Source organism: Nostoc sp. (assembly GCF_036917775.1).
In the GTDB taxonomy this organism is placed as follows: Bacteria; Cyanobacteriota; Cyanobacteriia; order Cyanobacteriales; family Nostocaceae; genus Nostoc.
In genome coordinates this window covers 85,980-101,526 of record NZ_JBALEQ010000149.1, presented here as the reverse complement: position 1 = coordinate 101,526, position 15,547 = coordinate 85,980, and the positions used below count along the sequence as shown (strand labels likewise).

Genomic DNA, 15,547 nt, shown 5'->3' with positions numbered 1-15,547 from the left:
CGTTATACGCAAACTTATACGTGTTTTTGTAGCTTATTTATCATGTGACGGATGATGTTTCTTTATTAAAAATTAAATATAAAATTATACACAAAATTATACGCAAGCTTATACGTTTTTGTGTTAAATAAATGTATTTCTTGCGACGGATGACTAAGCATATTCTTCTATAGTTAAATCCCTGATAGAGTAAGTTAAGATAAATTAAGAAAATGAACTAATGAGTTAAAAATTTTTGATTCAAGCCTAGCCAAGCCCGGTAAATTCATTTATGTTGATAACCAAACGACTCTACAGTAGTATTTGGTCAAAGTCCTTTCCCTCGCAAAGGGTAAGGAACAAAAATTTTTTTCATTTAACAGTTTACCAGTCGAAACCCAGTAACTTTTGGTTTGCGAACCATTCCTTAGCTATGGTGCAGGCTACATCTCTTTCTTGTTAAAGGTACACAAATTTCCGCAGTCCTATTCCTGTACTAGGATAGTTTGACTTTAATCAGCCACCCATTTTAAATGTCTGAAATCCTTACTTAACGGGAATAGCAAATTACGAAAAGTAGTATTAGTATATATTTAAAATATTTTTTCTACTTATAGATTGAGAATTTTCAAATCTTAGCTAATCAGGTATATTGACAAATCTAAAATTTGTTTGTCGATTTTTTGCATTCATCAAAGTTTGTTTAAGTCAATAATAAATCTAATATTAAATATTGAATTTTTTCTGAAAAAATTGGTTAAATTATTCCATTTTTATTGATATAATAAGTTTTGTTAAGTCAGCTAGTAATATTTTTTAATTTACTAGCTAATTTTATTTTTTAACTGCCTAACACCGCACCAAAGTTTTTAGTTAGTTATGACTATCAACTCATTGATGGCTATGGTGCTGATTAATTACCAGGAGCAAGTAGAAATATGAATTCTGGCGAATATAGATTAGCTAGATCAAATACTCAATGGCCACTACAGCCAGAAATAGAAATGAAGTTTGCTCACTTTCTAATAAATCAAGCTGTAGATGCTGCCTTTTGTTTAGGAGAAAATGGCCGATTTCTCTACGTCAACAATGCCACTTGTCGGATGACTGAGTATTCCCGTGAGGAATTACTTTCTATGAGGTTGCACGATATAGACGTAGATTTTTCTCTACACAACTGGTCAAATATTAATTCAGAAGGTTCTCTTACCTTTAAATCTCGCTACCGCACAAAAGGCGGGCGAATCTTTCTGGTAGAAATATCCATTAGCTATGTAAAACAACAAGATATAGAATTTGGCTGTGCTTTTGTCCGGGAAATAAGTGATGAAATAGTAGAATTGAGCGTGCAAAAGTGGACTGATGAATTAAGGGATGCCAAAGACAATTTACAACAGGAATTTTCTCAACTCAAGGCAAAAGAAGTAGAATTAGAAACATCTCTTTCTTTACTTCGTTCTACTCTCGAATCTACTGCCATTGGTATTGTTGCAGTTAACTCTGAGGGAGATATTCTGAGCTTGAATCAGAAATTTATCGATATGTGGCAGATCCCGGAGTCCCTAATATTATCTAAGAAATGTCCCCGATGCAAAGACTTTTTTGAAAATCAACTTAAAGATCCCCATGCCTTTAATCGCCTAATTTGGGAAGTGTCTAGCCAATCTGATTTCGAAAGCTACGATATTTTGGAGTTGAAAGATGGGAGAGTTTTTGCACACTACTCTAAACCTCACTTGTTGGATGGCAAAATTATTGGTAGAGTCTGGAGTATTTGGGACATTACTGAATCGAAACAGACTGAAGAGGCATTGCGGCTAAACGCAGTTAGATTTCGGACTTTAGCTGAAACGACAGATACCAGCACTTTTCTGATTCAAGGTACGCGGCTTTGCTACATAAATCCAGCAGTAGAGCAACTGACTGGTTACACAAAAGAAGAACTGTTAACGGGTTTTGATATTCGGCGACTGATTAAAAGCAAAAGACGCAGGCAGGTACGTAAGCAGGGTGAAGTAAGTAACTTTGAATACCAGGAGATGAATATTCTGACAAAAAGCGGTAAGGAGCGCTGGCTAGCTTGTGCGGTTGTCACGCTAGATGGAGTACTAGATTTTGGTGGAAAACCAGTAGAAATGATTGCAGGTATTGATATTACCGATTACAAATATGCAGAATTAGGTCTTAACCAAGCTTTAGAACAAGCAAAACAACTTAGCGAACTTAGAGCGCGTTTTCTTTCTATGGTTTGTCATCAATTTCGTACACCGTTGAATATTGTTTCATTTTCTAATAGTTTATTAAAGGAAGAAGTAGACAAACGTACACAGAAGAAAATCCAACCACTGCTGGATCACATTCAAAAAGCTACAGAACAACTGGGTCAGATGTTGGATGATATTTTATTCTTCTCTAAGGCAGAAGCAGCAAAAATAAACTATGAGCCAAAGCCACTTGAGTTAGTTAATTTTTGTAATGACTTAGTTGCACAAATGCAGATGAGCATTAGTAAAATCCCGATTAATTTTCTCACTCAAGAAAATTCTCTAACAGCCTACATAGACAAAAAACTGTTAGAGCCGATTTTAAAAAATCTGCTCGATAATGCAATAAAATATTCTCCCTCTGGTATGACAGTTGATTTGAGACTTTTTTGCGAAAATGAGCAATTAATTTTCCAGGTCGAAGATAGAGGTATTGGTATTTCAGCACTAGATCAACAACGAATATTTGAACCATTTTACCGTGGAACTAATATCGATCACATACCTGGCACTGGGCTAGGACTGTCAATTCTTAAAACCCTAGTAGACTTACATCATGGTCAAGTATCTGTGGAAAGTCAACTTGGTGTGGGCACTACCTTTACTGTGAAGTTGGCATTAATCAAGTCAGAGTTTAGTAGTTCCGAGTTATGAATGTTGAAATCAAGATTAGTTATTAATTAACAACTTAACAATCACAACTCTCGGAACGAAGTAATTAAGCTTATGCCTATTTCCATACTCACAAAAAAGTTGAGTACAGCATGGCTTGACATCCTCACCGCCGTGTTCGCCCTTGGCGTTCCTGTTCGCGCAGCGTCTCCGTCAGGAGAAGGGTACGCACTCTTAAGAAGGAGTAATGAGTAATAAGTAAATACCCATTTTTCATCCACTCATTACTCATTACTTTAAAGCATTGCGTGAAGCACGGGGTTTTAAACCCAACTTTCTGATAAATCTAACTAAACTAGGCAAAATTCCGCCACGGTTTAATATTAACCAGCTTCTGCTGAAAGTTATGGTAATAAAAAATTATGTACGAATCATCAAATAAAATTCTCGTCATTGAAGATGATAATGTTACCCGCGATCTTTATTTAAAAGGTCTTAAGGCTAAAGGTTTTGATACAATCAGTGCTAATAACGGTCTTGCTGGTATCCAACAAGCACAAGAGTGTATACCCGACTTAGTTATTTGCGATATCACTATGCCCGATATGGATGGTTATAGCGTTTTAAATACGCTACGCCAAGATCCTCTTACGGCAATTATTCCCTTTATTTTTCTGACTGGGAGTAGTAACAAAGCAGATGTTCGCAAAGCTATGGAATTGGGAGCAGATGACTATCTTACCAAACCCTCGACACTAGACGAATTACTCAGAGCGATCGCTATCCGGCTAGAAAAGCAAGCTACTCTGCAATACTGGTGCGCTATGAAATTTGAGAAAGCTCCAAAATCAGTAATTGTAGATAATACTCCAAGTGCGATCGCACCTGAAGAACCCACGATCCCTTCTAAGTCAATCTTTCCCTGCATTCCTCAATTAAAAGAAGTTTTCGACTTTATCGAAGCCCATTATCATCAAGGAATTACTTTGTGTGATGTGGCTGTTGCTGTTGGTTACTCACCTGCTTACTTAACTAACCGAGTCGCAAGGCAAACGGGAGAGACTGTAAACTGCTGGATTGTCAAACGCCGAATGGCAGGCGCTCGTTTTTTACTCCAAAATAATAATCAGACTATCGAAAAGATCGCCAAAGCATTAGGTTATCAAGATGTGTCTCATTTTTCTCGCCAGTTTCGCCAACATCACGGTTTACCTCCCCAAGCTTGGCGCAAACAACATCAGCTTGTATCCCAAAAACAGGTAAAACTTTGGTGAAAGTCGATTTACAGCAATTTTCATTTAGACTAAAAGTGGAATTGGGAAGAAACGTTAAATAATTCTCCCTCATCTCCCTCATCTTCCCCATCTCCCCCTTTCCCCCTACCTCAAATAAATAGTTGTGTAAACTCATATATTAAATCCACCCTGCCCTTACGTAACATGGCTGGATCTAATCTTTCAGTAGTGTTACAAGTCATCAAGACAACTAATCGTTGCTGCATCTGAATACCAGACTCATCAATGACACTTTGATACAAAGTACCATCCAGCAAACTGAGAATGTGTTCGGTTTTGTTATTGTATTGTGCTACCTCAGAAGCACGATCTTGCGCTAGATTATCAGCTTCGTTAATAACGATACAAATACGTTCTATGTAAGTTGGGGGGACAAAATTAGCGATCGCATCATGATCTAAAATAAAAATTACATACCCTAAAGGTACAAGAATTTCTTTTGCTACAGCTTGTGTCCAGACTGTTTTACCAGTACCTGGTTTCCCATGTACAACAACCGCTAACTGGTTTTGATTCAGAATCGCTTGCTGTACAGCATCAGTAAACTGTTGGATATCTGCCGGAAATGTGCGAATGGGGAATTGGCTGTGAACTTTACCTACACGACTTTGATATCCACTCAGCATAACTGCCAAGTCGTAAGTTGCCTTGTTAATTAGTGGGGCAAGATTTCTCGCCATTAAACTATATTGTCGTCGCCCGCGATCGTAGGGATCAATTTGCAACCAAACGTCATGCTTTGCCCAGTAAGCATAAACAGTATTAATCACATCTAAGCGTTCCCAGCTAACAAATCTATCTATAGGAAAATAAAAATCTCTTTCTGAATAATACTGAGTAATAATGTCAGGATTACCCAACACACCCAAAACTCGCAGTACAGTAATTTCTTGCAGTCGGTTAAGAACATAATCAATGGGAATGCTACTACGACTAACAAATTGAACGATAGGCGTTTCCGTACTCAAAACATCTTTGTAGCGATGATCTGGTGATTGAGGATCTGGTGTGATGTAATTCCAAAATTTTTCAACTTCGTAGCGGGTATTATCAGATACAATATTTAATAAATTAGCCCACCAAGCATAATTATTTCGCCCCAAAATATCAGCAACATTACTCGCTAAATTCAAACTTTTTTGAGTTAATTCGCGGGAGTCACTATATAACAGTTGCCACAAGAATCCCCAATCTAACTCTCGGTTAAAGGGTCGCCAACCACTAGCAAGCAAGCTTTGGCGAGTATTATTTGTAGGAGTGCCTTCATTGCTTCTAAAATAGTCAAAATCCATATTTGTTTAGTTATGCAGCGTTAATAGAGCTATTTGTGTTAAATATGAGATTTTAAAATTTTTCTTGTAATATCAACTACTTGCATACAAATGGTAATTTTATTTTCACCGTGCTGTACTGGCTAGGAAGTTTTTTTAATTTAACTCATTACTTATGTAATATACTATATTACATAATAATTACCTGCGTCAACTTTTTTGACAAAGCAATTATCTCTTAATGTCCCTCCGCTATTTATCCATCTCTTTAATATCATGTTCAAAAGCACATAATCCCACTTTTGGCTGATGCCAAAGTTTCTGTCCCTAATAGCAAGGTGAGGTTCCGAATATTACCGATGCAGAGGGCAGCTATGCTGTGTTGCTTGAGGATGTTTGAAAAGTCCTCTTCTCGGTAAAAAAATGTTTAGATCCCCCTATCCATTACCCGGATCTTTCTCAACAAAACGTAAAAATACTTAAATAAAGCCGAAAAGGTTGATAGATATAGTTTTGAGGAGGAGAAAACAGAGGGGAATGAAAAATGGAAAGGTGGGCAGCATCGGAATTGAGGTATGTAAATTTGGGAGATGCGCGCAGAAACAAGCGCCTAATCAAGCTAGTAGAAGACTTGGCAGCACAACCAACAAGTACTGTACCGCAAGCATCTGGGACTCTAGCAGCAACAACAGCAGCATACGATTTATGGAGTTCGCCGTATATAAAAGCAGCAGATATCAGTCATGGACATAGTAAAAGTACAGTCGAAAGGGCAAATTAGCCATACAGGACACAACAAATATGGATGTCACAAGTCATCCAGGGACAAAAGGAATAGAATATTTAGATCATAAAAAAAGTTTTGGATTAAAAGTACATTCAACATTAATAGCGAGCATAAAAGGAGTGCCTCTGGGAATAATAGACCAACAAATATGGGTGAGAGATATAGAAGATTTAGGGATAGCAAAAAAACGCTGTCAGAGACAAACACAAGAAAAAGAAAGCCAACGCTGGTTAGACGGATTAGAATGAACAAACACATTGTTAGCCAAGAAAACAAAAATTATAACGGTAGCAGATTCAGAAGCAGATATATTTGATTTATTTCACCAAGAAAGACCAGATAATTGCCATTTACTCATCCGGGGAACTCATAATAGGAGAGTCAACCATACAGCGAATTATCTACATGAAGCAATTCGCTCAAGTGCAGTGCGTGGAAAGATTGAAGTCTCAGTAAAACGTAATCCAGAAAGACCAGCCCGGATAGCAAAACTAACAATTAGATATGAAACGATAAGCCCATCAATGCTAACACTCATACTTTCTGCTGTTTGTTTAGTCCTCCTATTGTCATTCAGCAATTCCAATCCTGTTGAGAATTAGCTTTTAGCTTTTGTTAAGAAAGATGTGACTAATGGATAGCTTAAAAAAGGCAGGGCTGATTTATTCCACAAGGGCAAGGAGTTTGTCAATATCATGAGATAGAAATCTGTGAGCAATTGTTATAGAAGCATAACTATATGAGGCGAATGATGTTGAGTGCGATTGCTCTGGTAATGGAAAGATTTGCCGGAGCATTGTTCAGTTTCTTGGAAACCATGCGATTGCAAGGAAAGAATGCTGTTGAGGAACTTTTCAATTTGTTAGCCTTCGGGCTTTCTCCACCCCAAGTAGACTTTCCACCATCTTACTAGGGCTTATCGACTAGTCTCTTCTCAATAAGCCCTACTTCTTGCTGTGACTAATTACGATTTGATTTTTGCGATCGCTTGTTTTTTACCGGATCTGACAAAACCGCATTGCTCCCAGTAAGTGCTGACTGCTGTACATAGATAGCGAAGCGTTTAGCCTATGCTGATTAACATTCTATTCCCCATTCCCCATTCCCAATTCCCCATTCCCAATAACTTTATACGTAATTACGGAAGCATTCCCGCCAATTAATCTCGTTCTATCCTCAGTGCTTCTGTAGTTTATTACCTCTAAAGACGGCAAACACCACTCGGACGTTACGGTTCACCCTAATTACTGAAAGTATTAATTCTCATACATTAGACAGAGTGAAGGCAAATCAATCCATGAACCAACTAAAAAAACTATTTAGTTAGTTTAACCGTCCTAAGCAAGGTTCGGGAAACCACCCTTCATGGACTGGCTACCACTAAGCTTCAGTATATATATCAGCATTATCTGGAGTTTTAACCCCAGGAAAGCCAAATCAAAGGTATTCATGCTGAATTGGCTGATTTATTGACCTGTTGGTTCAAAATTTAGTCCTTTATATTCTCATTCATTCATTTGTAGTTATACGGAGCCAGCACCTAAAATGGCAAAAGTAGTTGGAATTGACTTAGGAACAACGAACTCCTGCGTGGCAGTGATGGAAGGTGGTAAACCTACTGTAATTGCTAATGCTGAAGGTTTTCGGACAACCCCATCAGTAGTGGCATTTGCGAAAAATGGCGACAACTTGGTTGGCCAAATCGCCAAACGCCAAGCGGTGATGAACCCCGAAAATACGTTTTACTCAGTCAAACGCTTTATCGGTCGCCGCTACGACGAAGTGAGTAACGAAGCAACTGAAGTTTCTTACAAAGTTCTCAGCAGCAACGGCAATGTCAAATTAGATTGTCCGATAGCTGGTAAACCGTTTGCTCCTGAAGAAATTTCTGCAAAAGTTCTTCGCAAACTAGTTGAAGATGCCAGCAAATACCTTGGTGAAACTGTTACCCAAGCTGTAATCACCGTTCCCGCATACTTTAACGACTCTCAACGACAAGCGACAAAAGACGCTGGTAAAATTGCAGGTATCGAAGTTCTGCGGATTATCAACGAGCCGACTGCTGCTTCTCTAGCTTATGGCTTTGACAAGAAGAGTAACGAAACCATTCTCGTATTTGACCTTGGTGGTGGTACCTTCGACGTATCTGTGCTGGAAGTAGGAGATGGAGTTTTTGAAGTACTAGCCACATCTGGGGATACACACCTTGGTGGTGACGACTTTGATAAAAAAATAGTTGACTTCTTAGCTGAAAAGTTCAAGAAAGCCGAAGGCATTGACCTACGGAAAGATAAGCAAGCTTTACAACGTCTGACTGAAGCCGCAGAAAAAGCCAAAATTGAGCTTTCTAGCGTTAGCCAAGCAGAAATCAACCTACCATTTATCACCGCTACCCAGGATGGGCCGAAGCACCTGGATACAACCCTGACTCGTGCCACCTTTGAAGAACTTTGTTCTGACTTAATCGACCGTTGCCGTGTTCCTGTGGAAAACGCTCTGCGCGATGCCAAGTTAAGCAAAGGTGATATTGATGAAGTGGTATTAGTGGGTGGTTCTACCCGTATTCCCGCAGTCCACCAGATTGTGAAGCAAGTATTGGGTAAAGACCCTAACCAAAGTGTTAACCCTGATGAAGTTGTAGCAATCGGTGCAGCAATTCAAGCAGGTGTACTGAATAATGAAGTTACTGGCATCTTACTGTTAGATGTATCACCACTTTCTTTGGGTGTTGAAACATTAGGCGGCGTGATGACCAAAATTATTCCCCGCAACACAACAATCCCCACCAAGAAATCGGAAGTCTTCTCCACCGCAGTGGATGGTCAAACCAACGTAGAAATTCACGTTCTTCAAGGTGAACGCGAATTTTCTAACGATAACAAGAGTTTGGGAACCTTCCGCCTTGATGGTATTCCTCCTGCACCACGTGGCGTTCCTCAAATTGAAGTGGTGTTCGATATTGACGCTAACGGTATCCTTAACGTCACCGCTAAGGACAAAGGTACTGGCAAAGAACAGTCCATCAGCATAACTGGTGCTTCCACCCTGGATAAAACTGATGTTGACCGGATGGTAAGAGAAGCAGAACAAAACGCTTCATCTGACAAAGAACGGCGTGAGAAGATTGAACGCAAGAACCAAGCCGACTCCTTGTCATACCAAGCTGAAAAGCAGTTACAAGAATTGGGCGATAAAGTTCCGGCTGCTGACAAGACTAAAGTTGAAGGTTTGGTAAAAGAACTGCGGGAAGCAGTTGCCAAAGAAGACGATGAGCAAATCAAGAAGCTCACCCCAGAATTGCAACAAGCCCTATTCGCTGTTGGTAGCAACATCTATCAACAAGCTGGTGCTGGTGCAGCACCAGGTGCTGAACCTCAAGATGGTGGTTCCACCTCTAGCTCTGGTAGCGGCGACGATGTGATTGACGCTGATTTTACAGAGAGTAAATAATTCCCCTACTCCTTTCGGGATAATTATTTTGTCCCGCCTCATATTACCCATCCAGGTATTAACCTGGGTGGGAATTTTTTTTAAAAGTTATGAGTAAAAATAAATAATATTGCTAACTCTTGATTTTAATTGATTTCTAACTCCTCACTATTAACTTCCTTATGCCATATCCACAAGCACCTTGGACACTTCAAGGCTACGCTATCCAAACTCTACATTTAGTGAATATTGACCTAGTACGCCCTTTGATTCCTTTAGAGTTAAAGATTATTTCTGTATGGCCTGGTAAAACCATCGCTAGCGTGTATTTATCTAACTACGGGTCAGGCTCGGTACTAGAGTACAGTGAGTTAATTATTGCCCCAGCTTTGGTTAATTACCAGAGCAAAATCGGCGGTTGGATTTCTCATATTTATGTAGATAATGCTGATTCGGTGGCTGGTGGTCGAGAAATTTGGGGACTACCAAAGGAACTAGCTGAGTTTACCTGGAAAGAAGGAGAGCATATCACTGTGAATCAGGGAAAACGGAAGTTGTGTAGTCTTAAGTATAATCAGCAAACCTTGGCATGGAGACAGGGGTTAAGTGCCTCTGGTTTCAGCGTCAAGGGTAATGATTTGCTGATATTCCCTGCTAAATTTCAATCCGTATTGGGTTTGATTGGTTCTCAGTTAGAAATCCCCGCCGAAAGTCCTTTTTCTGGAATAGGTTTAGGTCAGCCTTTGTTAACTGTGCATTGTGAGCAGATGAGTTTGCAGGTTGATGCCCCAAAAGTTGTAGGGCAATCTGATTGGAGATTTTAGATTAACCCCATAAGTTTGTCTGGGAAAGGAATTTGGAATACTGGGGCAGAAGCTACTTGTACAAAATCGTGGGTTTTGAGACGCGATAAATCGCCGTCTCTACAAATGTTTTGGTGTATTGAATTATATTGGGGCATAATTCGGAATGCGGCACTTTGAGTTTGTAGTTCTAGATATACCTAAAAAAGTAAACATCAAATGGTCGCTTGAAAGTATATGCGATAGATTGGATGGTCTATCTCGCTATACATTCTATGTAATATCTAGCAATTTTTTAAATTAAAATTGTTTACTTAATTAGCAAGCTTGAGAAAACGACACCCTGATTACCCTACTGTTAATTATCAGTAGGGTTTTTTGTTGAAAATAACTAAATTACCAACTTTTAATACAATTTTATTTATTATTAAAGTCCATAGAAGGAGCAACACAGCTAGTCTTTTAAAGATGTTTTCTCTAAATAAGACAAATTGATATTTGATTTGCTCGTATAGATGTAGTTACAGAGATAGCGATCGCTATTTCCCCCCTCAGATTATTTTGAAAATATCCTAGTAAAACACGGCGGAAATAAACCACCCATTCTAAATTAATGAAATCCTTACGCTGTATTCATTTTTAATTTTTAATTCCGCCTTGCGGTACTAACTTCCCAACATCTGCAAGTTATGTAAAGTTGCATAAAGCCCTCCCTGTTCCAGTAGTTGATCGTGACTTCCCTGTTCGATTAATTCGCCACGCTTGAGAACAAAAATCCGGTCTACATTGCGAATCGTAGACAGGCGGTGAGCGATAATAATGGCGGTACGTCTGAGCAATAGCTGGTTTAATGCCTCTTGCACTAAAGCTTCTGTGCCAACATCTAAACTAGCGGTAGCTTCATCTAACACCAAAATTTGGGGATTGCGAATAGCAGCCCGCGCAAAAGCTAAAAGTTGCTTTTGACCACTAGAAATATTTGTGCCCCGTTCTCGAAGTTGAGTATCATACCCTTGAGGTAGTTCTTCTATAAATTGGGCAATGTTGGTTTGCTCTGCTGCTTGCTGAATCTGTTCAATGGTATAGCCATCTCCTAAAGAAATATTGCTTTTAACATCGCCAGCAAACAAAAAGCCTTCTTGTAAAATTACTGCCATGTAGCGCCGCAGTTCTGCCTGTGGAACTTCTCGAATATCTACGCCATCGATGAGAATGCGTCCTTTGGTGGGTTCATAGAGGCGGCATAAAAGCCGGATGATCGAAGTTTTACCCGCACCAGTGGGGCCAACTAATGCCACTTTTTCGCCAGGACGAATGGTGAAATCTAAGTCTTTAATTACGTAATCATCATTTTTATAAGCAAACCAGACATGATCAAAGCAAATCTCTCCCAGTTCAGGCGGGGAAGTCGTATCTGGGGATTCGAGATTTGCAACGATTTCGTCTATGTAGCCGAATTTAGCATCCAATATTGAGAAGCGCACATTGGCGCGATCGCGGATTTCTATTGGTTCATCTAATATATCGCCTACGCGTTCAATAGCAGTAAAACCAGCTTGAATTACTGTAAATTTTTCGGCAAAATCTCTTAAAGGGTCAAATAATCGTTGGGCATACAAGACAAATGCCGATAAAGTCCCAAAAGCTATACTTTTTCCTAACAGTAACCAACCACCCATACACAAAACAGCTGCGATCGCAATCAGCCCAATCCATTCTAAGGTTGCTGAAATAAATGAATCATAAAAAATGGTTTGATCCATTTGCTGTGTGTAGCGGCTGTTGGTGGCACGAAACAGTTCGGCATTAAATTTTTCCCTGCGGAATAACTGCACTACGTTAATGCCAAGGACATTTTCTTGTAGCTGTGAGTTTAATATAGAAAGTTCTTCCCGCCCTTTGTAATTAGCTTTGCGGTACTGTTGCTGAATGTAAACAATTAACCAGGTAACTGGTAATAGCATCAATACCAGCAAGCAAGTCAGTTGCCATTCGATGGAAAACATTAAACCCAAAATCACCAGCATAGAAAACAAATTGGACACGATGCCAATTGCCCCAGTGGAAAAGACATCGCCTAAGACTTCCACATCGCTGGTAATTCGGGTGATTAATTTACCTACGGGTGTACGGTCAAAAAAGCGTACTGCTAGGGATGTTACGTGCTGAAATAAATCTTGGCGAATTGCGGCGGTGATTTGTTGCCCTAGCTTCTGTACTAAATAACCCTGGTAGCCTGTAAAAATTAATCGGATTGCGATCGCCACAAACAACAATCCCTCCAGGATATTTAACCCTTCGGACAAGGGGCGATTCCTGAGAAATTCGTAAGCGCTTGGTTCATTGCGAATTAGGGAGATAACTTGGCCAATCAACAGAGGTTGGACGGCATTAGCTAGGGCGATGGGTATGAGTAGGGACATTGACAGTGCCAATAGTTGTCCGTTACGACGGGCGTAAGGCACTAGACGCAAAAACAACCGCCAGTCATTTTCACGCCGACGGGGTTGCGTATAAGATTTTTTGAGAGATTGATAGATGCTCATAGTAAGAGCATTATATTAATGTTTCTAAAAAAATACGCATATTTAAAGTGGCCTTTGTCCTGCGACTCTGATACCATGCCTGAGATAGAAACCGCAAGATTCCTACTCAGACATAGATGTAGCGTATTATGCTTTAGCTTGTTCAAAATAGCAGCTAGTAGTCTGCCAACCCAAAAATGTGCTTGTGAGGACTGGGTAAAGGGGAAAGGGAAAAGGGAAAAGGGTAAGGGATTTAAACCTTTTACCCGTTCCCCCTTCCCCTTTACCCCGCCAAGTTCACTTGGCGAACTACTAGTAGTCTGCCAACCCAAAAATGTGCTTGTGAGGTCTGGGGAAAGGGTAAGGGATTTAAAACCTTTCCCCCTTAACCCTTACCCTTTACCCTGCTTTCATCACGAAAGCGAACTATTAGATGATTCTCTTGACCATTTGTATTACTATTTTTTTGCCGCTCAACGACCGGTCATTTGCTCCAGCTTTTCGGGGTACCGAGCGCCTTGCACCGTAATTTGGGAGGCGGCATCATCGATGTTACGCAGATCGTCGGGCGTGAGTTCGACGGAGACTGCCCCAATGTTTTCGTCCAAGCGATGCAGCTTCGTGGTGCCAGGGATCGGAACAATCCAGGGTTTCTGCGCCAGTAGCCAGGCAAGTGCAATCTGAGCAGGTGTCGCCTGTTTCTGTTCTGCAATGCTGCCAAGCAGATCAATCAGAGCCTGATTTGCCTTGAGCGCTTCCGGCGTGAAGCGAGGCAGGGTGCTGCGGAAGTCCGAACTGTCGAAGGTGGTGCTTTCGTCGATCTTACCCGTGAGAAAGCCCTTACCCAAAGGACTGTACGGGACAAAGCCAATTCCGAGTTCCTCAAGGGTCGGTATCACTTCCTTTTCAGGAGTCCTCGTCCACAGCGAGTATTCGCTCTGGAGAGCAGTGATCGGCTGAACTGCGTGCGCGCGACGGATAGTTTGCACTCCTGCTTCAGAAAGTCCAAAGTGCTTCACTTTACCCTCCTGAATCAGTTCCTTCACTGCTCCTGCAACATCTTCAATCGGCACGTTCGGGTCAACTCGATGCTGATAGAGTAGGTCGATTGTCTCGACCTTGAGTCGCTTGAGTGAACCCTCCACGGCTTCCTTAATATGCTCCGGTCGGCTATTCAGGCCGGGTGAACCCTTCATACCACGGGGATCAGAATTCGGACTGATGTCGAACCCGAATTTGGTGGCGATGATCACTTGGTCGCGGAAGGGAGCGAGGGCTTCGCCCACAAGCTCTTCATTTGTGAACGGGCCGTAGACCTCGGCGGTGTCAAAAAATGTAATGCCGCGATCGACGGCGGCTCCCAGAAGAGCGGTCATCTCCTGCGTGTCTTTGGGTGGGCCATAAGAAAAGCTCATTCCCATGCAGCCCAGCCCGATCGCCGAGACTTCTAGATTACTGTTTCCAAGTTTGCGCTTTTGCATTATTACTCCTTTGAGGTTCTACCTCGGTTATGCAGATTTCAGGGATGCCATATCGATACAGAAGCGGTACTTCACATCAGACTTGAGCAGGCGCTCATAGGCTTCGTTGACCTTCTGGATGGGAATAACTTCGACATCGGCGGTGATATTATGCTCGCCGCAAAAGTCGAGCATCTCTTGGGTTTCGGCAATGCCGCCAATCATAGAGCCAGAAAGACTACGGCGTGCCATGATAAGACTGAATGCTGAGACATCCAGAGGCTTCTCAGGTACGCCGACAAGGGTGATGTTACCGTCAAGGCAGAGCAGGTTGAGATAGGCGTTGATGTCGTGCTTGGCGGAAACAGTATCGAGGATGAAATCGAAACTGCCAGCGTGCTTCTGCATTTCGTCGGTGTTGCCGGAGACGACAACTTCGTCGGCACCAAGGCGGAGCGCATCTTCCTTCTTGTCGGGTGAGGTAGTGAAGACAACGACGTGGGCACCAAGCGCACGGGCGAACTTCACGCCCATGTGGCCCAGCCCGCCAAGACCAACTACGCCGACCTTCTTGCCCTTGGTGACACCCCAGTGGTGCATGGGCGAGTAAGTTGTAATTCCGGCGCAGAGGAGTGGCGCAACCCCAGCGAGATCGAGGTTGGAGGGAACGCGCAGAACAAAGCGTTCATCGACGACGATGCTATCGGAGTAACCACCGTATGTAACGCCTCCGAGTTGCTTGTCCGGGGAGTTATAGGTTTGGGTCATGTTCGGGCAGAACTGCTCAAGACCACCCCTGCAATGCGGGCAGGTGCCATCCGAGTCAACCATGCAGCCGACGGCGGCCAGGTCGCCGGGCTTGTACTTCGTAACTGCCGAGCCGACTTTTGTGACACGACCGACAATCTCATGACCGGGAACAATCGGGTAGACTGTGGACATGATGCTGCTCCACTCGTTACGCACCGAATGGAGATCGGAGTGGCAGATGCCGCAAAAGAGGATTTCAATCTGCACGTCCTGTTCAGTTGGATCGCGCCGTGCAATTTGGGTGGAGGAGAGTTGTGATGTTGCACTGGCTGCGGCATAAGCTTTTGTGTTGTACATAAATTGATGTGATGC

At 41.7% G+C, this 15,547-nt stretch carries 11 protein-coding genes; 7 read left to right on the top strand and 4 right to left on the bottom strand.

Going from position 1 to position 15,547, the window contains the following annotated elements:
- Positions 1 to 917: 917 nt before the first annotated feature.
- On the top strand, positions 918 to 2,897 hold the full coding sequence (locus tag V7K69_RS29815; RefSeq protein WP_335041271.1) for a scytonemin biosynthesis sensor histidine kinase: 1,980 nt from the start codon (positions 918 to 920) through the stop codon (positions 2,895 to 2,897).
- 380 nt (positions 2,898 to 3,277) lie between these two features.
- Positions 3,278 to 4,129, top strand: a complete 852-nt coding sequence (locus tag V7K69_RS29810; RefSeq protein WP_335041269.1) for a response regulator transcription factor — start codon at positions 3,278 to 3,280, stop codon at positions 4,127 to 4,129.
- Between the two features lie 110 nt (positions 4,130 to 4,239).
- On the opposite strand, the gene V7K69_RS29805 is transcribed toward V7K69_RS29810, so the two are convergent.
- On the bottom strand, positions 4,240 to 5,442 hold the full coding sequence (locus V7K69_RS29805) for an AAA family ATPase (protein ID WP_335041266.1): 1,203 nt from the start codon (positions 5,440 to 5,442) through the stop codon (positions 4,240 to 4,242).
- A 523-nt stretch (positions 5,443 to 5,965) separates the two neighbouring features.
- On the opposite strand from V7K69_RS29805, the gene V7K69_RS29800 reads away from it, so the two are divergent.
- The 5 genes from V7K69_RS29800 (at position 5,966) to V7K69_RS29780 (ending at position 10,461) form a co-directional block, all read left to right on the top strand.
- Entirely contained in the window at positions 5,966 to 6,202 is a 237-nt protein-coding gene (locus tag V7K69_RS29800; RefSeq protein WP_335041264.1) for an IS4/Tn5 family transposase DNA-binding protein, read from the top strand.
- Positions 6,203 to 6,222: 20 nt separating this feature from the next.
- The gene (locus tag V7K69_RS29795) at positions 6,223 to 6,456 is read left to right on the top strand and encodes a hypothetical protein (RefSeq protein WP_335041262.1); all 234 of its coding nucleotides are present in this window, start codon (positions 6,223 to 6,225) and stop codon (positions 6,454 to 6,456) included.
- A 491-nt stretch (positions 6,457 to 6,947) separates the two neighbouring features.
- The gene (locus tag V7K69_RS29790) at positions 6,948 to 7,121 is read left to right on the top strand and encodes a hypothetical protein (protein ID WP_335041311.1); all 174 of its coding nucleotides are present in this window, start codon (positions 6,948 to 6,950) and stop codon (positions 7,119 to 7,121) included.
- 632 nt (positions 7,122 to 7,753) lie between these two features.
- The gene (gene dnaK, locus V7K69_RS29785) at positions 7,754 to 9,658 is read left to right on the top strand and encodes a molecular chaperone DnaK (protein WP_335041261.1); all 1,905 of its coding nucleotides are present in this window, start codon (positions 7,754 to 7,756) and stop codon (positions 9,656 to 9,658) included.
- A gap of 161 nt (positions 9,659 to 9,819) precedes the next feature.
- On the top strand, positions 9,820 to 10,461 hold the full coding sequence (locus V7K69_RS29780) for an acetoacetate decarboxylase family protein (RefSeq protein ID WP_335041259.1): 642 nt from the start codon (positions 9,820 to 9,822) through the stop codon (positions 10,459 to 10,461).
- A gap of 644 nt (positions 10,462 to 11,105) precedes the next feature.
- On the opposite strand, the gene V7K69_RS29775 is transcribed toward V7K69_RS29780, so the two are convergent.
- The 3 genes from V7K69_RS29775 to V7K69_RS29765 all read right to left on the bottom strand — a co-directional run bounded on the left by V7K69_RS29775 (position 11,106) and on the right by V7K69_RS29765 (position 15,532).
- The gene (locus tag V7K69_RS29775; RefSeq protein ID WP_335041257.1) at positions 11,106 to 12,986 is read right to left on the bottom strand and encodes an ABC transporter ATP-binding protein; all 1,881 of its coding nucleotides are present in this window, start codon (positions 12,984 to 12,986) and stop codon (positions 11,106 to 11,108) included.
- Between the two features lie 452 nt (positions 12,987 to 13,438).
- On the bottom strand, positions 13,439 to 14,446 hold the full coding sequence (locus tag V7K69_RS29770) for an aldo/keto reductase (RefSeq protein ID WP_335041255.1): 1,008 nt from the start codon (positions 14,444 to 14,446) through the stop codon (positions 13,439 to 13,441).
- A 27-nt stretch (positions 14,447 to 14,473) separates the two neighbouring features.
- Positions 14,474 to 15,532: an NAD(P)-dependent alcohol dehydrogenase gene (locus V7K69_RS29765; protein WP_335041253.1), complete on the bottom strand. Its 1,059-nt coding sequence runs from the start codon at positions 15,530 to 15,532 to the stop codon at positions 14,474 to 14,476.
- Positions 15,533 to 15,547: the final 15 nt, after the last annotated feature.

Bases quoted from the DNA above. Each gene is read 5' to 3' on its own strand.
- dnaK (WP_335041261.1), top strand. From the start codon at position 7,754: ATGGCAAAAGTAGTTGGAATTGACTTAGGAACAACGAACTCCTGCGTG.
- V7K69_RS29770 (WP_335041255.1), bottom strand. From the start codon at position 14,446: ATGCAAAAGCGCAAACTTGGAAACAGTAATCTAGAAGTCTCGGCGATC.
- V7K69_RS29795 (WP_335041262.1), top strand. From the start codon at position 6,223: ATGGATGTCACAAGTCATCCAGGGACAAAAGGAATAGAATATTTAGAT.
- V7K69_RS29810 (WP_335041269.1), top strand. From the start codon at position 3,278: ATGTACGAATCATCAAATAAAATTCTCGTCATTGAAGATGATAATGTT.
- V7K69_RS29775 (WP_335041257.1), bottom strand. From the start codon at position 12,986: ATGAGCATCTATCAATCTCTCAAAAAATCTTATACGCAACCCCGTCGG.
- V7K69_RS29815 (WP_335041271.1), top strand. From the start codon at position 918: ATGAATTCTGGCGAATATAGATTAGCTAGATCAAATACTCAATGGCCA.
- V7K69_RS29790 (WP_335041311.1), top strand. From the start codon at position 6,948: ATGAGGCGAATGATGTTGAGTGCGATTGCTCTGGTAATGGAAAGATTT.
- V7K69_RS29800 (WP_335041264.1), top strand. From the start codon at position 5,966: ATGGAAAGGTGGGCAGCATCGGAATTGAGGTATGTAAATTTGGGAGAT.
- V7K69_RS29780 (WP_335041259.1), top strand. From the start codon at position 9,820: ATGCCATATCCACAAGCACCTTGGACACTTCAAGGCTACGCTATCCAA.
- V7K69_RS29805 (WP_335041266.1), bottom strand. From the start codon at position 5,442: ATGGATTTTGACTATTTTAGAAGCAATGAAGGCACTCCTACAAATAAT.
- V7K69_RS29765 (WP_335041253.1), bottom strand. From the start codon at position 15,532: ATGTACAACACAAAAGCTTATGCCGCAGCCAGTGCAACATCACAACTC.